Below are 21,101 nucleotides of genomic sequence, written 5' to 3' on the forward strand. Positions count from 1 at the left end.
TCAAGCACCATCGAGTCACGAATGCAAGGCGTTTTCCCTTAATAATCCGTGACCTGCCGGATGTTCCTAACCAGTCTGGAGAGATGGCGCCTGCAAATGCGTTGCTTCGGCCAACCGGAACAGCCACTGCTCCCCGACCTCTGACGACGCGACGAGGCGCGCCGAGCGCCCCTCTCCCTCCACGTCCAGCAGTACCTGCAGGTCCGCCCGCGGCAGCACTGCGCCGCCACGCTCTGGCCATTCCACCAGCCAGAGCACGGCAGTCCCCTCATCCAGGCCCAGAAACTCGAGTTCACCGGCATCGCCGATCCGGTAGAGATCCAGATGCCAGGCTTCGCCACTTTCCAGAGGGTAACGCTCGACAAGTGTGTAGGTCGGGCTGCGTATCGCGCCGGTCACACCAAGCGCACGCAGCAGGGCGCGTGCCAAGGTCGATTTGCCCGCGCCCAGGTCACCCTGCAGGTGCACTACGGCGGGTTGCGGACGGGTGCGGGCAAGCGCGTGGCCCAACGCTTCGGTGGCGTCGCTGTCGGCGAGAAGGATGTGCATGCGGCGATTCTAAGGGCTTGCCGGCGTCGGGCGATCGCTTGTGTGTGCTTCAAGGATTGACCAATCGGCGTATATGCGGAAACAGATCCCCCGGCAGCAGGCCGCGTTCGCCATCCCACGCCGCTGCATCACCCGCCAGCGCATGCAGCAACGCACCGGCACTCGCCGCATCGAACGCGGAAAGGCCCTGCGCACGCAATGCCGCGATGACGCCCGTGAGCACATCGCCCATTCCGCCCACCGCCATGCCGGGATTGCCTGCATCGATCACGCGCGGCACCTGGTCGGGCGCGGCAACGATGGTGCCTGCGCCCTTCAACACCACAACGGATGCATGGCGTCGCGCGATGGCCGCCGCCGCGCCGAATCGATCCCGCTGCACGTCCGCCGTCGTGCAGCCGAGCAATCTCGCGGCTTCGCCAGGGTGTGGTGTCAGGATCGCGTCTTCCAGTGGTTGCGGCGTGTCGGCCAGCAGATTGAGTGCGTCCGCATCGAGCACCAGGGGCTTCGCGCTGCGCACGGCATGCTGGAACAGGGCTCGCCCCCAGTCGTGCAGCCCGAGTCCCGGCCCGATGGCGACGACGTGCGAGCGCGCCAGCATCGGCACCAGGTCGCTCGTCGACTCCGCCGCCCGCACCATCGCTTCCGGCCTGCGCGACAGCAATGCCGCGACATGCCCCGCGCGCGTCGCCACGCTCACCAGGCCGGCACCCGCACGCAGCGCGGCCTCCGTGCACAAGGCGATCGCACCGCCACTGCCTTCATCGCCGCCGATACACAGTACGTGGCCGGACTCTCCCTTGTGCGTATTGCGGCGGCGCGGCAGCAACCAGCGTGCCAGCGCATCCTGCTGCAACAGCGACGCCTGCGCCTGCACGCCGTCAGGCGTGTCGGCAGGCAGGCCGAGGTCGTCCAGCGCGAGTACGCCGGTGTATTCCAGCGCATCCGCTGTATGCAGGCCCGCGTGCCGCACGATGAACTGCAGGGTGCGCGTGGCCACCACCGCAGTGCCGGGCACGCTGCCTCGATCGGCGTCCACGCCGCTGGGCACGTCCAATGCGAACACCGGCGCCACCTGCGCGTTGACCGCATCGATCACGGCCTGGACGTCCGCATCCGGTGCGCGCGAAAGTCCGATGCCGAACAGCGCATCGATCACGATGTCGCCCTTCGGCAACGCGCCATCGAACAGCGTTACGTGCCCGCCGGCCGCCACGTAGTCGGTGCAGGCACGCTGGGCGACGGCATTGCCCGGCACGTGCGCGGGAAGGTGCACCACTTCGACGCGCCGGCCCGCGCGATGTGCGTGCCGCGCAAGCACGTAGCCATCGCCGCCGTTGCTGCCCGGACCGCACACCACGACGATGCGCTGGGCCTCCGGCCAGTGCAACAACAAATGCTGCCAGGCCGCCTGCCCGGCACGCTGCATCAGCACATAGGGATCGTCCCCCAGCGCATGCGTGGCGCGCTCGTCCAATGCCCGCGCGGCAAGCGTGGAATGAAGGGGCAAGGTGCCGGACATGGCCGGATTCTAGGACTGGCCGGGGTTGCGGGGAAGTGAATGCGGTCCAGCCACCTATAATTCCCGCATGTTCCATCCCGGCCCGATGACGCCCTCACCCGACCCGCATGCGCTGGCGCTCCGTGTGCGCGCACTCGCGCGCGAGTTCGGCTTCCAGCGCTGCGGCATCGCCGGCATCGAACTCGGCGACGACGAACACCACCTGCGCGACTGGCTGGCGCAGGGCCTGTATGGATCGATGGCGTGGATGGCACACCACGGCGACAAGCGCGCACGGCCAAAGGAACTGATTCCCGGGACGTTGCGCGTCATCTCCGTGGGACTCGACTATGGCCGGAACGACAGCGACGACGCCTGGGACACGTTGCAGGACGGCACGCGCGCCTATGTCGCGCGTTATGCGCTGGGCCGCGATTACCACAAGCTGATGCGCAACCGCCTGCAGAAGCTGGCCGAACGCCTGCAGCAGGAAGTCGGCGCGTTCGGCCATCGGGTGTTCGTGGATTCGGCGCCGGTGCTGGAGCGCGCATTGGCGCGCAATGCGGGTCTGGGCTGGATCGGCAAGCACACCTGCCTGATCGACAAGGACGGCGGCTCGTGGTTCTTCCTCGGCGAGATCTACGTCGACCTGCCGTTGCCGGTCGATGCGCCCGCATCAGCGCACTGTGGCACCTGCACGCGCTGCATCGACGTGTGCCCGACACAGGCAATCACCGCGCCGTACCGGCTCGATGCGCGCCGCTGCATTTCCTACCTCACCATCGAGCACGAGGGCGCGATTCCGGAAGACCTGCGGCCTGCCATCGGCAACCGCATCTTCGGCTGCGACGACTGCCAGCTGGTGTGTCCGTGGAACAAGTTCGCCAAGCGCACCGACGAACCGGATTTCCGCGCACGCAACGATCTGGACGTGGCCACGCTGCCCCAACTCTTCGCGTGGGGTGGCGATGAATTCCTGCGCCGTACGGAGGGCTCGGCGATCCGGCGCAGTGGGCATGAACGCTGGCTGCGCAACATCGCGGTGGCACTGGGCAATGCGCCGACGACGCCCGACGTACTCGCCGCGCTGGAAAGCCGACGCGAGGACCCGTCCCCGCTCGTGCGCGAACACGTGGCATGGGCCCTGCACAGGCACCACGCCCTGTAGGAGCGACGTGAGTCGCGACCGCACGAGTGAAGCGGACGCGGGTCATGCATCATGCGAACGAACACGGAAGGTCGTTCGTGCGGGACCGCGTCCTCTGCGATCCGTGTGATCCATCGTCGATGGCGCTTCATTCGTGCGGTCGCGACTCACGTCGCTCCTACAGAATGGATGCGTCGATGCGCAGCGCCTTCAGCCGCGCGCGGCGATCTCAGCCAGCAGCGCCCGGGTCACTGGATCCTTTACCTCGGTTTCGCCCTTGAGTGCCGGCAGCAACCCATTGGCCAGCTGCTTGCCGAGTTCCACGCCGAACTGGTCGAACGCATTGATGCCCCACAACACCGACTGCGCGTACACGCTGTGTTCGTACATGGCGATCAATGCGCCCAGCGACTGGGGCGTCAGCGCATCCAGCAGGATCAGCGTACTCGGACGGCCGCCAGCATAGCTGCGGTGCGGATCATCGCTGTGCTGGCCATTGGCGAGCGCCTCGCTCTGCGCCAGCAGGTTGGACAGCAGCGCGCGGTGGTTCTCCGCATAAGGCGCGTCGCTGTTGACCGTACCGACGAAATCCAGCGGCACGATGCCCGTGCCCTGGTGCAAGGCCTGGAAGAAGCTGTGCTGCACGTCCGTGCCTGCGCCCCCCCACCACACGGGCACCGTATCGACGCCCACCGGGCTGCCATCCAGCTTGACCGACTTGCCCAGGCTTTCCATCACCAGTTGCTGCAGGTAGGCCGGCAGCAGCGCCAGGCGCTGGTCGTAGGTCATCACGCCCTGCGCCGCATGGCCGAGGACGTTCCTGTTCCACACGGCCGTCAACGCATGGCGCACCGCGATGTTGCCGGCCAGCGGGGTGCCGATGACGTGTGCATCGAACGCCGACGCGCCCTCGAGCAGCTGTTCGAAACGGCCGAAACCGATCGCCAGCGCGATCGGCAGACCGACCGCCGACCACAGCGAATAACGTCCGCCGACCCAGTCCCACATCGGCAGCACGCGTTCGGCCGCGATGTCGAATGCCGCCGCCGCACGCTCGGGATTCGCGCTGACGGCATAGAGCCGTTCGCTGCCGCCCAGCCAGTCGCGCAGGATGGTGCCGTTGAGCAGCGTTTCCTGCGTGCCGAACGTCTTGGAGATCAGCACCGCCGCGGTGCGTGCCGGATCCAGCGGCGCCAGCGTACGCTGAGCGGCCGCGCCATCCACATTGGACAGGAAGTGCACGCGGAAGCGACCCGGCAATGGATCACGCAGGGCATCAGCCACCAGGCGTGGCCCCAGGTCGGAACCGCCAATGCCGACGCTGACGATGTCGGTCACGTCGCTGCCTTCCAGCTGCGACATCAGCGCCGCCATGCGCTGCCGGACATCCACTGCCGACGCATGCGCCTCGCGTGCGACGACCGCATCGGTGTGCTGTCCGCGCAAGGCGGTATGCAGTGCCGCGCGACCTTCGGTGACATTGACCTTCTCACCGTCGAACAGGCGCCGGAACGCACCAGCCAGGTCGGCGGCACGCGCCTGCTCGAGCAGCGCCTGCCATGCCGGCGCATCATAGGACTGGCGCGCGAAGTTGAAGTACAGCGGCCCATTGCGCACTGCATGCTGTGCAACGCGGTCGGGCTCGCGCGCCAGCAACTCACTCAGTGGGCCCCCACGCAGGCGCGTGGCGTGGGACTGCAGCGCATCGAAACCGGTGGTCATGTCAGGCAGCCTGCTTGGGAATGCTGCGGTTGGTGTGGGTGATGCGGTTCTGGCCGTCCACGTAGACGAGCGTAGGCTGGAACCGGTCGGCTTCCTCTTCGCTCATCGAAGCGAACGCGGCGATGATCACCAGGTCGCCCACTTGCACGTGGCGCGCGGCGCCGCCGTTGAGCGAGATGATGCCGCTGCCCTCGTCGGCACGGATCGCGTACGTCGAGAAGCGGGCGCCATTGGTCACATCCCAGATATGCACCTGTTCGAATTCCCGGATGCCGGTCGCGTCCAGCAGCAGACCATCGATGGCGATGGAGCCTTCGTAGTTCAGCTCGGAATGGGTGACGGTGGCGCGGTGGATCTTGGTCTTGAGCAGGCTGAGGTGCATGTCGGCGGCAAGGGGGACGGGAACGCCAAGTTTAGCCGCTCGTGCACGCCATGGCGTGCATGCCCGTGCAAGACCGCGTACGGCGCCGGACTGCCTGCGCCGTCAGAATTCCAGATTGTCGATCAGGCGCGTACGCCCCAGCTTGGCGGCGATCAGCGCGACCTTCGCGCCCTGTTCGCCATCCTGCGGCTCGCTCAGGTCGTGACGGCGGACCACGGTGTAGTCGACCGCGTAGCCCACGCCGGCAAGGTGCCGCGCAGCGTCGAACTCCACCTGCGCGCGCGACTGCCCGGCCAGCAGGCCTTCACGCATCGCGATCAGGGTCCTGCGGATCTCCGCCGCACGCGGCCGCTCGTCCGCGGACAGGTACTGGTTGCGCGAACTCATCGCCAGGCCATCGGCCTCGCGCACGATGCTGCCTGCCAGGACCTGCACGGGGAATGCGAGGTCGGTGACCATCTGCCGGATCACCGCCAGTTGCTGGTAATCCTTCTTGCCGAAGGCAGCGACGTCGGGCAGCACCTGGTTGAACAGGCGACTGACCACCGTGCATACCCCATCGAAGTGGCCGGGCCGGTGCGCGCCTTCCAGCACGCTGCTGACGCCGGGAACGTGCACCTTGGCCGCCAGCTCGACCCCGAACGGGTACATCGACTCGACCGTCGGCAACCACAGGACATCGCAGCCGGCGCCTTCGAGCCCGCTCATGTCCGCCTCGGGCGTGCGCGGGTACCGGGTGAAGTCCTCGTTGGGTCCGAACTGGGTCGGATTGACGAACACACTGGACACCACGCGGTCGGCGTACTGCCGCGCCAGCATCACCAGCGAGTAATGGCCCGCATGCAGGTTGCCCATGGTGGGCACGAAACCGACACGCAGGCCCTGCTGCTTCCATTCCCTGACGCGTGCACGCAATGCGTCAAGCTGGGTAATGGTCTCGATCATCGTGGCCCCTGTGGCGTGTCGTTGCGCGCAGCGCGGTCAGTAGGAATGGGCGTCGTCGGGGAACGCCCCGCTGCGCACCGCGTCGGCATAAGCGCGCACCGCGCCCGCGACTGAACCGCCGTCGGCAAGGAAATCCTTGACGAACTTCGGTCGCCGATGGCCCGTGTCCAGGCCGAGGAAATCGTGCAGCACCAGCACCTGCCCGTCGCAGCCGGGGCCGGCGCCGATGCCGATGGTGGGAATGGCGATGTCGGCCGTGATCGCGGCCGCCAGCGACGACGGCACGCATTCAAGCACCAGCATCTGCGCCCCAGCCTCCGCCACGGCGCGCGCATCGTCGCGCAACTGCGCGGCCGCCGCTTCACCGCGACCCTGTACGCGATAACCGCCGAACTTCAACACCGACTGCGGCGTCAGGCCCAGGTGCGCGCAGACCGGAATGTCGCGCTCGACCAGGAAACGGATGACGTCGAGCTTGTGCCCCGCGCCTTCCAGCTTGACCATCTCGGCGCCCGCCTGCAGCAATGCAGTCGCGGCATCGAGCGCGCGCTCGGGCGTGGCATCGGACTGGAACGGCAGGTCCGACACCAGCAGCGCGCGGGTCAACCCACGCGCCACCACGCGGGTGTGGTAGGCGATGTCGTCCACCGTCACCGGCAGCGTGGAGTCATGGCCCTGCACCACCATGCCCAGCGAATCACCGATCAGCACCAGGTCGACGCCATTGGCATCCATGACCCGGGCAAAACTGTTGTCGTAGGCCGTCAGCATCACCAGCTTGCGGCCCTCGCGCTTGGCGTCGGCGAGGGCGGGAACGGTCCAGGGCTTGCTGTCTGCGTGCGTGCTCATAGCCCCGCATTATCCACTCATAAGGGATGGATGTTGGACATTTCCAGCACGGACACAGCGTCCCGCGCGTCGCCGTAACCCGGGATACGGGCGTCCGGCATGACCTCCAGCAACGGAACCAGCGCGAACGCGCGCTCGTGCAGGTGCGGGTGCGGCACGCGCAGGCCGGGTTCGTCGATCACCGCATCACCGTAGAGCAGCAGATCCAGGTCCAGCGTGCGCGGCCCCCAGCGTTCGCCATCGATCCGATGACGGCCGAAGTCCGCTTCCACCGCCAGCAGCAGATCGAGCAGCGCGCGCGGCGGCAGGCGGGTCTCCAGCAACGCCACCGCATTCACGAAGTCAGGTTGGTCTTCCCTGCCCCACGCCGGTGTGCGGTAACAGCGCGACATCCGGCGCACCGCCACGTCTTCGCGTTGCCCGAGCGCGATCACGGCCTGTCGCAGCGTGCCTGCGGCGTCGCCGAGATTGGCTCCCAGGCCGATGCAGGCCTGGACCATTGTCTTCATTCGGGCGACGAAGCCGTGCTGCGGGAACGACGGCGGCGGCGACGCTTGGATGCCGGCGCACCTTCTTCACCGAAGGAATCGCCCGGCACCGCGACGCCGAGCGCAGCCGCGAGTTCTTCGCCGGATTGCGTCTGTGCATCACGCCAGAACGCGACGTCCTCGGCGTGTTCGGGCGATGCCGCGAGCCTCAACGCAAGGAAGTCGAACGCCGCGCGGAAACGCGGATGCGACAGCAGCCGCGTGACGCGCTTGCGCTGGCGGTTGCCGAAGCGGGTCTGCAACAACCAGATTTCCTGCATGGGCAACGAGAAGCGGCGCGGCAGCGCCACGGTGTTCAACTGGTGCAGGGTGACGCGGTCGGCGGCACGTCGCTGGGCTTCTTCGGCATGCACGCCCTGGGCCTGCAACCCCATCAGGGCGCGGCAGTACGCCGGCCAGAGCAGCAACGCGAACAGGAAGGCAGGCGATACGGGCTCGTCGTTGGCGACGCGCTGGTCGGTTCCCGCCAGCCCCGCCATCACCATCCGGCGAAGCGCACCACTGCGGTTGGATGCCAGCGCTGCCGCGGTCTCGGGAAAGAGCACCTTCAGCAAACCGAAGTGCTCAAGCCCTTCGAAACTGGCGACCGCATGGCCGGACAGGAACAGCTTCAGGATTTCCTCGAACAAGCGGGCGGGCGCGGCTTCCGAAAGCAGCGGCGCCAGCCGGCCGATCGGTTCGGCGGTCGCTGCTTCGATCTCGAAATCGAGTTTCGCCGCCAGCCTGACCGCGCGCAGCATGCGGACCGGGTCTTCCTGGTAGCGGAGTTCCGGCTCGCCGATCAGTTTCAGGCGCCGCGCCATCACGTCCTCGAAGCCGCCCACGTAGTCGCGCACGGAGAAGTCGTCGATGGCGTAGTACAACGCGTTGGCGGTGAAGTCGCGGCGCACCGCATCGTCTTCCACGGAGCCGTACACGTTGTCGCGGACGAGGCGGCCGTTGTCCATCTCGCGGTCGCCACTGCCGTCATCGACGTTGGCGCGGAAGGTGGCGACTTCGATGATCTCGCGACCGAACACCACGTGCGCCAGGCGGAAGCGGCGCCCGATCAGGCGGCAATTGCGGAACTGCTGGCGGACCTGCTCCGGCGTGGCATCGGTGGCCACGTCGAAATCCTTGGGGTGGCCGCCCACGAGCAGGTCACGCACCGCGCCGCCGACCAGATAGGCCTGGAAGCCGGCATCCCGCAAGCGGTAGAGCACGCGCAGCGCATTCGGGCTGATGTCCTTGCGCGAGATGGTGTGCTGGTCGCGGGGGATGGTTCGCAGAGCAGTGAGCGGCGTAATAGCGGCGGTTCCATGCAGGTGGGTCGCACGGCTGCCAGGATGATTGCCCTGGGCCGGGTCGCCGCCTATACTAATCCGCTGAGCCGGTTTCACCAAAAACGCTCCCTTCGTCTAGAGGTTAGGACGTGGCCCTCTCAAGGCTAAAACAGGGGTTCGAGTCCCCTAGGGAGCGCCATCCGGCACAGGGCCACGGGTTGAGAACCATGGCCGGTGAATCGACTCAAGACCCCGCTCCGGCGGGGTTTTGTGTTTCCGCTGCCCGTGCCATCGCCCCATTAAAGACTGTTTAATCGCTTCCACCTAGCATGGGGCCCCCGCCATCCCCAAGGGTCGCCCGTGTCGCGCCTGCTCCTGGTTGAAGACGATCGCATGCTCGGCGACGCACTGGCCGCCGCACTGGCACAGGATGGCTGGTCCATCGATCGTGCCGAGGATGCGTCCGCGGCTCGCCTCGCCCTGGTGGATCACGGCTACACGGCGGTCCTGCTCGACCTGGGCCTGCCTCGCGGCTCCGGTCTGGACGTACTGGCTGCGCTGCGCCAGCGCTACGACACCACCCCGGTCCTGATCATCACGGCCCGCGACCAGCTGAGCGACCGCGTCCGCGGCCTGGACGCCGGTGCCGACGACTACATCGTCAAGCCCTTCGAAACCGGCGAACTCGGTGCGCGCCTGCGTGCCGTGGTGCGGCGGACCCAGGGGCGCGTCGCACCCGTGCTGCGTCACGGCGACATCGTGCTGGACCCGGCGGATCGGTCGGTCCGTCAGCAAGGCCGCCCGATCAAGCTCGGTGTGCACGAGTACCGCACCCTGCTGGCGTTGATGGAACGGCCCGGCCGCGTGATCGCGCGCGAAACACTGGAGTCGCTGGTCTATGGCGGCGACGGGGCGATCGAGAGCAACACCATCGCGGTGTACATCCACCAGTTGCGCAAGAAGCTCGGCGACGGCGTCATCGCCACCGTGCATGGTTTCGGCTACCGGCTGGGAGAGGGCGAATGAGCCATCATTCACTGAAAGCCAAACTGTTGCTGGCCGTGATGACGCCCCTGGCATTGGGGTGGGCGTGCTGGCTGGGCGGACAGCACCTCCAGATGACGCGGCAGCAGCAAGGACACGAAGACCAGTTCCTGCAGGAGGTAGCCGAGCAGATCCTGCTGTCGATGCCGGCCAACCTCGACGCGCTGAGTGAAGGGCCGCGCCTCAAGTTGCCCACGCGCGCCCGCTCCACCTACAGGAAGTTCGAAACCCTGCGCTACCAGGTGTGGATCCTCGGCCGGCGCCATCCCGTGGTGCTGTCGGCCGGCGCACCGACCGAGCCGCTGCGCGCCGATTTCGAACCGGGATTCGTGGTCAGCCAGGTGGGCGGCGAACCGTGGCGCGTCTATGCCATCACCGATGCCAGCGGCCGCATCCAGGTGCAGGCCGGCATGGCGCAATCCGCCATGCGTGCGGAACTGGCCTACTGGGTGAAGATCAGCCTGTGGAGCGGGATCGGCATCCTGCTGGTACTGGCCATGACGGTGGGCCTTGCGATCCACTGGAGCCTGAGGCCGATGAACCGCCTGCGCCGGGACATGGCGCAGCGCGAGGCACACGATCTCGCACCGCTGCCGTCCACCGGCATGCCGCGGGAGATCCGGCCGCTGGTGGATTCGTTCAACCTTCTGCTCGAACGCCTGTCGCACGCCATGCGCGGCGAAAGGCAGTTCCTTGCAGACGCTGCGCACGAACTGCGCACCCCCCTCGCCGCGCTGCTCACGCAGACCCAGGTGGCGCTGCGCGCCGGCACCCAGGCCGACGCGCATGCGGCACTGGAGCAGTTGGCGCAGGGCATCCAGCGCACCTCGCGGCTCGCGCAGCAGTTGCTCGACTCCGCACGCGTGGATGCGTCGCCCCTGCGCGAAGACCGCCCCGTCGTCGCGCTGCCCGACGTGGTGACGATGGTGGCGCGCGAGTTCGAATCGATGGTATCGCGACGCCAGCAGACCCTTGCGATCCACGCCGAGCCGGCCAGCGTCCTGGGCGACCTGGACGATATCGGCATCCTCGCCCGCAACCTGCTGGACAACGCCGTGCGCTACAGCGGAGAAGGCGCCCGCATCGAGATCGCCTGCGGCATGGACCCCGATGGCGCGAGCGCCTGGCTGGCGGTCCGCGACAATGGTCCCGGCGTTCCCGCAGAGGAGCGCGAGCGCATCTTCGAGCGCTTCTTCCGTGGCAGCCATGGCAATGGCGAACGCGGCAGCGGCATCGGCCTTTCGCTGGTCCAGCGCATCGCGCGTGCACACGAGGCGATGATCACGGTGGGTGACGGCATCGCCGGCCGCGGCTTCGGTTGCAGGGTCGGCTTCAGCGCGGCCCAGGACGCCTGAGCCGCGCGGCATACCTCACTCGCTGCGCCACCACGGATGCGTGCCTTCCGGTTGCCTGACCACCAGCGGCTGGCCGATCACGGGGGTGGTGATGTCCACGCCCGCCCGCCGCGACAGCGTGTACAGCGTTTCCATCGGTTCGCTCCAGCCATGGAAGGCCAGGTCGAAGGTGCTGTTGTGGATCGGCAGCAACCACTTGCCGCGGAGGTCCAGATGCGCCTGCAGGGTCTGCTCGGGCAGCATGTGGACGTCCTGCCAACGGCGATCGTAGGCGCCGCATTCCAACAGCGTGATGTCGAAAGGCCCCATGCGCTCGCCAATCGTGCGGAAGCCGTCGAAGTAGCCCGTATCGCCGCTGAAGAAGACCCGCAGGTCGTCCGACTCGATCACCCATGACGCCCACAGCGTGGCATTGCGGTCGAAAGGCGTGCGGCCGGAAAAGTGCTGCGACGGCGTCGCGGTGAAGCGCACGCCCTGCAGCGCGACGTCGCCCCACCAGTCCAGTTGCCGGACCTTCTCGCGCGGCACGCCCCAGCGCACCAGGCGGTCACCCACGCCCAGCGGGGTCAGGAACACATCCGTCTTGGCTGCCAGCGCACGCACCGCGTCGCGATCGAGATGATCGTAGTGGTCGTGCGACAGCACCACGGCGGAAAGGTGCGGCAGTTGCTCGATGGTCAGCGGCGGCGCGTGGAAACGCTTCGGTCCGGCCCACTGGACCGGTGACGCACGTTCGGAGAACACCGGATCGGTCAGCCAGAACCGTCCGTCCAGCTTCATCAACACCGTGGAATGCCCCAGCCGGTACAGCGTGCCGTCCGCAGCGTGGTCCAACTGCGCCGCCGTCACTGCCTGCACGGGGATGGTGCCGGCAGGCACCGTGCCCGCCGGCTTGCCGCCGATGAGGAAATCCCACCAGAGCTTGCCGGTCTGGCGCCAGCCCAGCGGGCGCGGCTTGCGTACGTTCTGGAATCCATCCTCGCCGAACTGGGGCGATTGCGGATACGCCATCGTGCTGCAGCCAGACAGGCCGGCATACCCGAAGGCGGTGGCGGAAACGCAGGCGGCCGCGACCAGGCGCCGCAAGTGCCTGCGCCCTTTTCTGCGCTCCGGGCGGTGTGGATGGCTTCTCGTTACGTCAGTCATGCTGCTGGCCCTGCAGGGTAGGGAACACGTACTGGATCATCGTCGCGGCACCGGCGTGGCCGGGCAGCGCGATTTCCCCGCTGCCCTGCGCCAGCGGCACCTGCCAGCGCAGGTCCACGCAGCCGAGCGTTTCGGCCATGCGACGGGCCTCGGCGAGCAACGCGACGGCGACGCCCGACGGGCGTTCGCTCGCCGGAACGAACAGAGATTCCAGGTTGAAGTAATACGCGCGCTCGATCATCGAGAAGCCCACCGTGGCGAATGCATGGCCGATGGGTTCACCGCCCCGCTCCGCCATCCAGGCCCATGCGCGCAGCGGCGGCTCGAACAACGCCTCCATCAGTTCGAGCACGCCGCCGTCGCGCCTGCCAGGCACACGCGACAGTTCGGCCATCTGGCGGTCGCACATTTGCATCAGCGCGGCAGCCTGGGTGCGCGACACGCGTCGTATCAGGACGTCGTGATCGACGGGCACGTGTGCGCCCGCCAGTTCATCCGGCGACAGCAGGTACGCTGCGGGCATCGGACCCGGCATCGGCTCCACGCCGGCATGGGGGTATCTGGAGAACATGGGGTCGCTCCGGTGGGGGGAAGGGCAACTGCGTTTCAGAACCCGCGCGACACGCCGATGAAGAGGGACGTGCTGCGGTCCTTGTCCGCCTCGACCAGCGGACTGTCCTGCAGGGCGTCGGGCAACGCGCGGTACTCCAGGTTGCCCAGCACCGCCCAGCGCTTGGCGAAGGGATGGATCAGGGTGAGGCTGGCGCGCGGCACTGTCGCGGCACCCGGACGGTAGGCGACCACGCCGCGTGCGACCTCTTCATCCAGCGTGCCGTAGTAGTAGTCGGCCATGTCCGCCGACAGGCGCATCGCGCCGATGGAAGGGACCAGGGTCGTGCGCCCCAGCGTCACCGGATAGCTGTAGTCCAGCGCGATGGAGTAGCCGTCGCTGGTGCCGGTGACATCGACGCGCGCATCCAGATCGAGCTTGCCGGCGGTGCCTTTCCAACTCGCGCCCACACCGACATCGACACTGTCGTCGCGATCTTCCAGCAGATCGCGGTCCACGCCGCGCTGCGCCAGTTCGGCCCTGCCGAAGTCATCGGCATCGATGCCATCCAGCCGTCCGGCGACGAAGGTGCGGAGTTCGAAGCGATCATCCTGGTAGGCCCGGTAGCCGAACGCCGCACCACGCAGGTAGAAGCGGTCACCGTCATAGGCGACATTGGGCAGCAGGCGCGTCCGGGTGCCCTCGCCGGCGTATTCGCTGTCGCGGTGGACGACCGCCAGGCCGGCGCTCCAGCGCGACGGCAGCTGGTCATGCGCCTGTTTGTCGGTGCGTTCGACGACCTGTGCGGCAGCGGAGAGCGGCAACAGCAACAACAATGGCGTACAGACGCGCAACGCACTCATGGAGACCTCGCAGGTGGGGGACCGGACATCCGGCCCACCCATGCTCCCGCACGCTCTTTAAGAACTCCTTAAATCCTTCAGAGATGGAAGATCCCGCGGCGGACCGCGATGGTGACCGCATGCGTGCGGTCGTTGGCATCCAGCTTGGCGAGGATGTTCTTCATGTGCGCCTTCACCGTTTCCTCCGCGATGCCGAGGTGGTGGGCGATGCGCTTGTTGCCGTTGCCGTCCGCCACCTGTCGGAGCACTTCGATCTCGCGCAGGGTCAACGCGTCATCGGACGCATGTTCGGCGATGCCGGACGCGATCTCGGGCGGGATGCACCGGCGACCTGCATGTACGTTGCGGATCGTGTCCACCAGTTCGCGGCGCAGCATGCTCTTGAGCAGGTATCCCGACGCCCCCGCCTTGAACGCGCGCAGCGCCTGCGCATCGCCCTGGTACGTGGTCAACACCACGACACGCGCCTCCGGGAATTCGCGATGGATCGCACCGATGGCTTCCACGCCATCCATCTCCGGCATCTGCAGGTCCATCAACGTCACGTCCGGGCGGCAGTCGCGGAAAACCTGCAGGGCCTCGCGCCCATTGGCGGCCTCCCCCACCAGTTGCATGTCGGATTGCCCCTCGATCACCGCCGCGATGCCTTCACGCAGCAAGGGGTGATCGTCGACGGTGAGGATACGGATGGGCATTCGGACATCGGCCTGGACGGGCGCCACGCAATCGACGGCGCAGCGATCCTTGCACGATACGGGCGCAGCCTCCGGACAGGCAACCCGCCCCCCAATCGGGGGATCCAGCCGTCGCCCGATCGGGGCTTATGCGCCATGTGCCGCGTGAGGACCATGGCGCACACGCCCTGCGCCATCCACCCCTGTCCGCAGGCGCGCCCCCACCGCCAACACCCGAGGACACTGCCGTGGATGGTTCCCCGTCCCTGTTCCCTCTCGAGTCGACGCTTGCGCATTCCACATCAGCCGGGATGTACGCGGACAATGTGCCGGCCCCGAGAGGCCTTGGCGCGCGAGCACTCGCACGTGCGCTTGACCACATCGAGCGCCATATCGGCGACAGCCTGACGTTGACCGACATCGCGGCTGCGGCCTGCGTCAGTCGCTTCCACTTCGCCCGCCTGTTCCGCGTCAGTACCGGCCAGAGCCCGATGGAATACGTGCTGGCCAAGCGCATCGCCCTGGCCAAGGCGCAACTGGCGCGCGGGCCGCAGAAGATCTCCGCCACGGCCGCCTCGCTGGGCTTCTTCGACCAGAGCCACTTCACCCGTACCTTCCGTCGGATGACGGGCTACTCGCCGCGCGAGTTCCGCCACCTGCACGCGCCGGTAACCCGGCACGGGTAACCCTGCCCGGCATCGCGGCGCGAGCGCCGCATTCCTCCGTCCTCCACGGGAGTCGCACGATGGCCAAGGTCCTGATCCTCTACTACTCCGCCTACGGGCATATCGAAACCATGGCCCACGCCGTGGCCGAAGGCGTGCGCGCAGGCGGCGCAAGCGCGGACATCAAACGTGTGCCGGAACTGGTGCCCGAGGAGGTCGCGCGGACGTCCCATTACAAGCTCGACCAGCCCGCCCCGGTGGCGACGATCGCGGAGCTCGCCGACTACGACGCGATCATCGTCGGCACCGGCACGCGCTTCGGCCGCATGTCCTCGCAGATGGCGAACTTCCTGGACCAGGCCGGCGGCCTGTGGGCCAGGGGGGCGCTGCACGGCAAGGTCGGGGCCGCGTTCACCTCCACCGCCACCCAGCACGGCGGGCAGGAAACCACCCTGTTCTCCATCATCACCAACCTGCTGCATTTCGGCATGGTGATCGTGGGGCTGGACTACGGCTTTGCCGGCCAGATGAAACTGGATGAAGTCACCGGCGGCTCGCCCTACGGCACCACCACCATCGCGGGCGGCGATGGTTCTCGCCAACCCACGCAGAACGAGTTGGACGCCGCGCGTTACCAGGGCCAGCGCGTCGCCGAGACTGCGATCAAGCTGCACGGATGAGGTTCGCGGGCAGCGCGCACGCCGATGCAAGCCAGCGTGCGCGTGCGCGCGCCACAGTGGTGCGATTCCTACCCCATGCCCGGAGCCCGCCATGCCCACCGCCACCCCCGCCGCCGGCAAGACCCTGCTCACGCCTCACGACCACACGCTGATCCTGATCGACCACCAGTCGCAGATGGCGTTCGCCACGCACTCCATCGACGTGGCGATGCTGCGCAACAACGTTGCGCTGGTCGCCAAGGGCGCGGCTGGCTTCGGCGTGTCGACGCTGCTGACCACCGTGGCCGAGAAGTCGTTCTCCGGTCCGCTGTTCCCGGAAATCCCCGACGCCTTCCCGAATGCGAAGGTGCTCGACCGCACCACCATGAACTGTTGGGAAGATGCGGCGGTCATCGCGGCGGTGAACGCCTCCGGAAAAGGGCGCATCGTGCTCGGCGGCCTGTGGACCAGCGTGTGCATCGTCGGGCCGGCGCTGTCCGCGCTGGACCAGGGCTTCGAGGTCTACGTGATCGCCGATGCCTGCGGCGACGTCACCGCCGAGGCACACGAACGCGCCATGCAGCGCATGGTCCAGGCCGGCGTGCGGCCGATGACCAGCGTGCAGTACCTGCTGGAACTGCAACGCGACTGGGCACGCAGCGCGACCTACGACCTGACCACCGGCATCGCGAAGCTCCACGGCGGCGGCTATGGACTGGGCATCCAGTACGCCAAGAGCATGTTCGGGGCGTCCGAAGGCGGCCACTGACGGGACGCCGCGATGGCCGCCAACGTCGCGCAACGCGCAGGCCATGAGACTGCCTCGACCGGGCTGCTGGTGCTGCGCCTGGCCGCCGGCGGCTTCCTCCTGCCGCATGGACTGGGCAAGTTGCTGGGCTGGTTCGGCGGGCCGGGGATCGCCGGGTTCGCGGCCGAACTCCAGCACTTCGGCCTGCCTTCCGCCACGCCATTGCCTTTGCTGCTGGCCGCGCTGCAGACCCTGCTCGGACTGATGGTGCTCGCGGGTGCGTTCACGCGCATCGCGGCCCTCGGCTCGGCGGCGTTCCTCGGTGTCACCGTGGCGCTGAACCTGTCGCACGGCTGGTTCTGGATGCACGGCGGCATCGAGTACCCGCTGCTGTGGCTGCTGGTGAACCTCGCGGTGGCATTGACCGGCCCGGGCGCATTGTCCTTCGATGCCCTGCGCACCGCACGATCGGGGTTCGCGCATGGCCGTTGACGATACGCGCCGCCACCTGCTGAAGACTGCGGCGGCGGTTGCCGCGCTGGCTGCACTGCCCCGCGATGCCCGATCCGGAGAACTTCCCGTGGCCGACCTGATCCTGCGCAACGCCCGCATCACCACGCTGGATGCGGCACAGCCTTCCGCCAGCGCGATCGCCTTCGCCGACGGACGCATACTCGCGGTGGGCGACGAGGCCCACGTGATGGCGCGCGCCCGCGACACCACGCGCATCATCGATGCCGGCGGACGCCGGCTGATCCCCGGCCTCAACGACAGCCACACGCACCTGATCCGTGGCGGCCTGAACTACACGCTGGAACTGCGCTGGGACGGCGTGCGGTCACTGGCGGACGCCATGGCGATGCTGAAGACCCAGGTGGATCGCACGCCGGCGCCGCAATGGGTGCGGGTGGTGGGCGGCTTCAGCGAGCACCAGTTCGCCGAAAAACGGCTGCCCACGCTGGAGGAAATCAACGCGCTGGCGCCGGACACGCCGGTCTTCCTGCTGCACCTCTACGACCGCGCCCTGCTCAACCGCGCCGCGCTGCGTGCAGTGGGCTACACGAAGGACACCCCCGATCCGCCCGGAGGCCAGATCCAACGCGACAAGGCTGGCAATCCCACCGGGTTGCTGCTGGCCAAGCCGAACGCGTTGATCCTGTACGCGACACTGGCCATGGGGCCGAAGCTGCCGGCCGAGTACCAGCTGAACTCCACGCGCCACTTCATGCGCGAGTTGAACCGGCTGGGCATCACGTCGGTGATCGATGCGGGCGGCGGCTTCCAGAACTATCCTGAAGACTACGAGATCATCCAGAAACTGCACGCGGACGACGAACTGACCGTACGCATCGCCTACAACCTGTTCACCCAGAAGAAGGGGCAGGAACTGGCCGACTTCCAGCGCTGGTCGGGCATGCTCTCGCCGCGCCAGGGCGACGACATGCTGCGCCACAACGGCGCGGGCGAGATGCTGGTGTTCTCGGCGGCGGACTTCGAGGATTTCCGCGAACCGCGCCCCGAACTGCCGGCCGACATGGAAGGCGAGCTGGATGACGTGGTGCGCCTGCTTGCGGAAAAGCGCTGGCCATTCCGCATCCATGCCACCTATGACGAAAGCATCACCCGCGTGCTCGACGTCTACGAACGCGTGAACCGCGAAGTGCCGTTCGATGGCCTGCACTGGATCATCGACCACGCCGAGACCATTTCGCCGCGCAACATCGACCGCGTGCGCGCCCTGGGCGGCGGCATCGCCATCCAGCACCGCATGGCGTTCCAGGGCGAGTTATTCGCCGAACGCTACGGCAGCGACGCGCTGAAGCACACACCACCGGTACGCCGCATGCTGCAGGCGGGCGTGCCGGTCGGCGCCGGCACCGACGCCACCCGCGTGGCCAGCTACAACCCCTGGGTGGCGCTGTACTGGCTGGTCAGCGGGCGAACGCTCGGCGGCCTGCGCATGTACGGCGACGACAACCGGCTGGAACGCGAGGAGGCGCTGGCGCTGTGGACCCGGGGCAGTGCGTGGTTCTCCAGCGAACAGGACCACAAGGGACGGCTGGCGCCGGGCCAGTTCGCCGACGTGTCGCTGTTGTCCGCGGATTTCTTCAGCGTGCCCGAGGCCGACATCCCCGACATCACCAGCGTGTTGACGGTGGTGGGCGGGCGCATCGTGCACGGTGACGGACCGTACACCCCGCTCGCACCCACCTTGCCATCCCCGATGCCGGACTGGTCGCCGGTCAACCGTTTCGGCGGCTACCAGGGCGGCACCCTCGCGCAGGCGACCGCGGCGATATCGCATGCTCATGGCAAGCACTGCCAGGTGCATGAGCACGGCCATGCCGCACACCACGCCACGCCCACGCATGACCTGCGGAATTTCTGGGGCGCGATGGGCTGCTCCTGCTTCGCGTTCTGACCGATGGCGACGCCCGCACCCGTCGGACCCTGGTCACCGCTGCAGCAACCGACATTCCGCGCGTTGTGGCTGGCCATCCTGGTCGGCAACATCGGCACGTGGATCCACGATGTCGCCGCCGCCTGGGTCATGGCGGAAACCACCGGTTCGCCGCTGATGGTGGCCGCGGTGCAGTCCGCCACCACCCTGCCCGTCGTGCTGCTGGCCATCGTGGCCGGCACGCTGGCCGATATCGTCGACCGGCGGCGCTACCTGATCTTCGCGCAGCTGTGGATGCTGCTGGTCGCCAGCACGCTGGCGGTGCTGGCGCATCTGGACATGCTGCGGCCATGGACGCTGGTGGCGCTGACGTTCGCGCTGGGCATCGGCGCGGCGATGGCGATGCCCGCGCAGCAGGCGACCACGCCCGAGCTGGTGCCCCGGCCGATGCTGGGCCCGGCGGTGGCGCTGGGCTCGCTGAGCATGAACATCGCGCGCTCCATCGGCCCTGCGCTCGGCGGCCTGATCGTGGCGCAGGCCGGCATCGCCTGGGCGTTCGCGGTGAACGCGTTGAGCTTCCTCGGCGTGGTCGTTGTGCTGTGGCGCTGGCGGCGCACGCCGGCATCCTCGGCGCTGCCGCCGGAAACCTTCGGCATGGCGCTGCGCGCGGGGCTGCGGTATGCCAGGCAGGCGTCGGTGCTGCAGTCGGTGCTGGTGAAGGCCGCCTGTTTCTTCGTTTTCGCCAGTGCATTGACGGCGCTGCTGCCCATCGTGGTGAAGCAGGAGCTGGGTGCCAGTGCGGGCACCTACGGCCTGTTGCTGGGCTGCATCGGCATCGGCGCGATCGGCGGCGCCATGCTGCTGCCGGCCCTGCGCACGCGTTTCGATCCCGACGCGATGGTGCTGGCCGCCACCGGCGTCTACGCAGGCTGCATGGTGGCGCTCGCCCTGCTGCGCAACATCCCCGCGCTGTATGTCGTGTCGCTGTTCAATGGCTTCGCGTGGATCACGGTACTGTCATCGCTGCAGATCGCCGCGCAGACTTCGGTGCCGGCGTGGGTACGGGCACGCGCGCTGTCGTTGTACATCGTGGTGTTTTCCGCAGGCATGGCGGTGGGCAGCCTGGGCTGGGGCCTGGTTGCCCAGACCTACGGAACACCGGCGGCGCTCATCGTGTCGGCGGCCGGCACCGTGATTGCCGCACTGGCCAGCTGGCGCTTCCGGCTGGGCGAGGCCGCGCGGGTCAACGTCACTCCGTCGGGTCACTGGCCGCAACCGGTGGTCGCGGGGGATGTCGGCGGTGACCGCGGCCCGGTGCTGGTGACAGTGGAGTACCACGTGGATCGCGCGCGGCGCGAGGAGTTCCTGACCCGCATGCAGTCCTTGGGGCACGCACGTCGGCGCAATGGCGCCGTGCAATGGGGCGTGGCCGAAGACAGCACGCAGCCTGGCACCTACCTGGAGTACTTCGTCGACTGCTCCTGGCACGAGCACCTGCGCCAGCACGAACGCGTCACCGAAGACGAGCGAGCCCTGCAGGATGCGGTCAAGGCGCTGCTGGAGGACCCGACCCACGCACCCGTCGTGCGGCATTTCATCGGCGGTGCGCCAGGCAATCCCGTGCCCGCACCATCGCAGGCGCCGGGAGGCATGGCATGAACCTGAAATTCCTCGCCGGCGTGCTGCTGGGCTTCGCCATCGGCTTCGGCTGTCGCTGGATGGGCATTCCGGTGCCGGCGCCGCCGGTGCTGGTGGGCGCGCTGCTGGTGGTGGCAATGACGCTGGGATATGTCCTTGCCGACCGTTTCATGGCGCGCCGCGAAGCACGCCACGTCGCGCACTGCGGCGGACCGACCGGCGAGACGAGACAGGGAGGACGCCCATGATGCTGACGTTGCTCGGCCTGGTGCTGGCACTGGCCATCGGCATGGGCTGCCGCCTGCTGGACGTGCCGCTGCCCGCGCCGCCCCGGCTGCAGGGCGCGCTGCTGGTAGTCGCCATGACGGCGGGCTTCCTGGTCGCCGAGCGCATGCTCGCCTGATCGACCGCTTCCCGAGAACGGAAAAGGGTGCGCATCCGCGCACCCTTTCT

General features: G+C 67.9%; 23 protein-coding genes and 1 tRNA gene. 12 read left to right on the forward strand and 12 right to left on the reverse strand.

Annotated features, from left to right (window positions below; all coding sequences use genetic code 11):
• Positions 1–66 precede the first annotated feature (66 nt).
• Positions 67–549: a tRNA (adenosine(37)-N6)-threonylcarbamoyltransferase complex ATPase subunit type 1 TsaE gene (gene tsaE, locus IB223_RS09580; RefSeq protein WP_192201459.1), complete on the reverse strand. Its 483-nt coding sequence runs from the start codon at positions 547–549 to the stop codon at positions 67–69.
• Positions 550–598: 49 nt separating this feature from the next.
• Positions 599–2,071, reverse strand: a complete 1,473-nt coding sequence (locus IB223_RS09585) for an NAD(P)H-hydrate dehydratase (RefSeq protein WP_192201460.1) — start codon at positions 2,069–2,071, stop codon at positions 599–601.
• Positions 2,072–2,156: 85 nt separating this feature from the next.
• Between IB223_RS09585 and queG the strand changes: the two genes are divergently transcribed.
• Positions 2,157–3,218 (forward strand): tRNA epoxyqueuosine(34) reductase QueG, encoded by a 1,062-nt coding sequence (queG, locus tag IB223_RS09590; RefSeq protein ID WP_192202370.1) that lies wholly within the window; start codon positions 2,157–2,159, stop codon positions 3,216–3,218.
• A 189-nt stretch (positions 3,219–3,407) separates the two neighbouring features.
• Here queG and pgi read toward each other — a convergent pair whose 3' ends face one another.
• The 6 genes from pgi to pcnB form a co-directional block, all read right to left on the reverse strand.
• Positions 3,408–4,919, reverse strand: coding sequence for a glucose-6-phosphate isomerase (gene pgi, locus IB223_RS09595; RefSeq protein ID WP_192201461.1), 1,512 nt, complete (start codon positions 4,917–4,919; stop codon positions 3,408–3,410).
• A 1-nt stretch (position 4,920) separates the two neighbouring features.
• Positions 4,921–5,301, reverse strand: coding sequence for an aspartate 1-decarboxylase (gene panD / locus IB223_RS09600; protein WP_192201462.1), 381 nt, complete (start codon positions 5,299–5,301; stop codon positions 4,921–4,923).
• A gap of 102 nt (positions 5,302–5,403) precedes the next feature.
• On the reverse strand, positions 5,404–6,246 hold the full coding sequence (gene panC / locus IB223_RS09605) for a pantoate--beta-alanine ligase (protein WP_192201463.1): 843 nt from the start codon (positions 6,244–6,246) through the stop codon (positions 5,404–5,406).
• Between the two features lie 36 nt (positions 6,247–6,282).
• Complete coding sequence (panB, locus tag IB223_RS09610) at positions 6,283–7,095, reverse strand: 3-methyl-2-oxobutanoate hydroxymethyltransferase (RefSeq protein WP_192201464.1); 813 nt, start codon at positions 7,093–7,095, stop codon at positions 6,283–6,285.
• 17 nt (positions 7,096–7,112) lie between these two features.
• Positions 7,113–7,595 (reverse strand): 2-amino-4-hydroxy-6-hydroxymethyldihydropteridine diphosphokinase, encoded by a 483-nt coding sequence (gene folK / locus IB223_RS09615; RefSeq protein WP_192202371.1) that lies wholly within the window; start codon positions 7,593–7,595, stop codon positions 7,113–7,115.
• A gap of 5 nt (positions 7,596–7,600) precedes the next feature.
• A complete protein-coding gene (gene pcnB, locus IB223_RS09620) occupies positions 7,601–8,998 on the reverse strand; it encodes a polynucleotide adenylyltransferase PcnB (RefSeq protein ID WP_192202372.1) in 1,398 nt (465 codons plus the stop codon).
• A 31-nt stretch (positions 8,999–9,029) separates the two neighbouring features.
• On the opposite strand from pcnB, the gene IB223_RS09625 reads away from it, so the two are divergent.
• From IB223_RS09625 to IB223_RS09635, 3 genes are all read left to right on the forward strand, one after another.
• Positions 9,030–9,104, forward strand: a tRNA-Glu gene (locus IB223_RS09625).
• Between the two features lie 161 nt (positions 9,105–9,265).
• A complete protein-coding gene (locus tag IB223_RS09630; RefSeq protein WP_192201465.1) occupies positions 9,266–9,931 on the forward strand; it encodes a response regulator transcription factor in 666 nt (221 codons plus the stop codon).
• Positions 9,928–11,304, forward strand: coding sequence for an ATP-binding protein (locus IB223_RS09635; protein WP_192201466.1), 1,377 nt, complete (start codon positions 9,928–9,930; stop codon positions 11,302–11,304). The genes IB223_RS09630 and IB223_RS09635 overlap by 4 nt, the downstream gene beginning before the upstream one ends.
• A 15-nt stretch (positions 11,305–11,319) precedes the next feature.
• Here the strand turns inward: IB223_RS09635 and IB223_RS09640 are convergent, their stop codons facing one another.
• The 4 genes from IB223_RS09640 to IB223_RS09655 all read right to left on the reverse strand — a co-directional run bounded on the left by IB223_RS09640 (position 11,320) and on the right by IB223_RS09655 (position 14,558).
• Complete coding sequence (locus tag IB223_RS09640; protein ID WP_192202373.1) at positions 11,320–12,315, reverse strand: MBL fold metallo-hydrolase; 996 nt, start codon at positions 12,313–12,315, stop codon at positions 11,320–11,322.
• 127 nt (positions 12,316–12,442) lie between these two features.
• Positions 12,443–13,021: a GNAT family N-acetyltransferase gene (locus tag IB223_RS09645; RefSeq protein ID WP_192201467.1), complete on the reverse strand. Its 579-nt coding sequence runs from the start codon at positions 13,019–13,021 to the stop codon at positions 12,443–12,445.
• 35 nt (positions 13,022–13,056) lie between these two features.
• Positions 13,057–13,863 (reverse strand): MipA/OmpV family protein, encoded by an 807-nt coding sequence (locus IB223_RS09650; RefSeq protein ID WP_192201468.1) that lies wholly within the window; start codon positions 13,861–13,863, stop codon positions 13,057–13,059.
• A 77-nt stretch (positions 13,864–13,940) separates the two neighbouring features.
• The gene (locus tag IB223_RS09655; protein WP_192201469.1) at positions 13,941–14,558 is read right to left on the reverse strand and encodes a response regulator transcription factor; all 618 of its coding nucleotides are present in this window, start codon (positions 14,556–14,558) and stop codon (positions 13,941–13,943) included.
• A 305-nt stretch (positions 14,559–14,863) separates the two neighbouring features.
• Here IB223_RS09655 and IB223_RS09660 point away from each other — a divergent pair, with 305 nt between their 5' ends.
• The 8 genes from IB223_RS09660 to IB223_RS09695 all read left to right on the forward strand — a co-directional run bounded on the left by IB223_RS09660 (position 14,864) and on the right by IB223_RS09695 (position 21,051).
• The gene (locus tag IB223_RS09660) at positions 14,864–15,223 is read left to right on the forward strand and encodes a helix-turn-helix transcriptional regulator (protein WP_185742033.1); all 360 of its coding nucleotides are present in this window, start codon (positions 14,864–14,866) and stop codon (positions 15,221–15,223) included.
• Positions 15,224–15,282: 59 nt separating this feature from the next.
• The gene (wrbA, locus tag IB223_RS09665; protein ID WP_192201470.1) at positions 15,283–15,882 is read left to right on the forward strand and encodes an NAD(P)H:quinone oxidoreductase; all 600 of its coding nucleotides are present in this window, start codon (positions 15,283–15,285) and stop codon (positions 15,880–15,882) included.
• Between the two features lie 91 nt (positions 15,883–15,973).
• Positions 15,974–16,630 carry a hydrolase gene (locus tag IB223_RS09670; protein WP_192201471.1) on the forward strand — a complete coding sequence of 219 codons (657 nt, stop codon included), beginning with the start codon at positions 15,974–15,976 and terminating at the stop codon, positions 16,628–16,630.
• A 12-nt stretch (positions 16,631–16,642) separates the two neighbouring features.
• Positions 16,643–17,101, forward strand: coding sequence for a DoxX family protein (locus IB223_RS09675; RefSeq protein ID WP_192201472.1), 459 nt, complete (start codon positions 16,643–16,645; stop codon positions 17,099–17,101).
• An 88-nt stretch (positions 17,102–17,189) separates the two neighbouring features.
• On the forward strand, positions 17,190–19,031 hold the full coding sequence (locus IB223_RS09680) for an amidohydrolase (RefSeq protein ID WP_192202374.1): 1,842 nt from the start codon (positions 17,190–17,192) through the stop codon (positions 19,029–19,031).
• 3 nt (positions 19,032–19,034) lie between these two features.
• Positions 19,035–20,669, forward strand: coding sequence for an MFS transporter (locus IB223_RS09685; protein ID WP_192201473.1), 1,635 nt, complete (start codon positions 19,035–19,037; stop codon positions 20,667–20,669).
• Entirely contained in the window at positions 20,666–20,896 is a 231-nt protein-coding gene (locus IB223_RS09690; protein ID WP_192201474.1) for a DUF1427 family protein, read from the forward strand. Before IB223_RS09685 ends, IB223_RS09690 begins: the two co-directional genes overlap by 4 nt.
• Entirely contained in the window at positions 20,893–21,051 is a 159-nt protein-coding gene (locus tag IB223_RS09695) for a DUF1427 family protein (RefSeq protein ID WP_142124313.1), read from the forward strand. Before IB223_RS09690 ends, IB223_RS09695 begins: the two co-directional genes overlap by 4 nt.
• The last annotated feature ends 50 nt before the right edge of the window (positions 21,052–21,101 follow it).

The organism is Pseudoxanthomonas sp. PXM03 (assembly GCF_014852005.1).
Lineage (GTDB): Bacteria > Pseudomonadota > Gammaproteobacteria > Xanthomonadales > Xanthomonadaceae > Pseudoxanthomonas_A.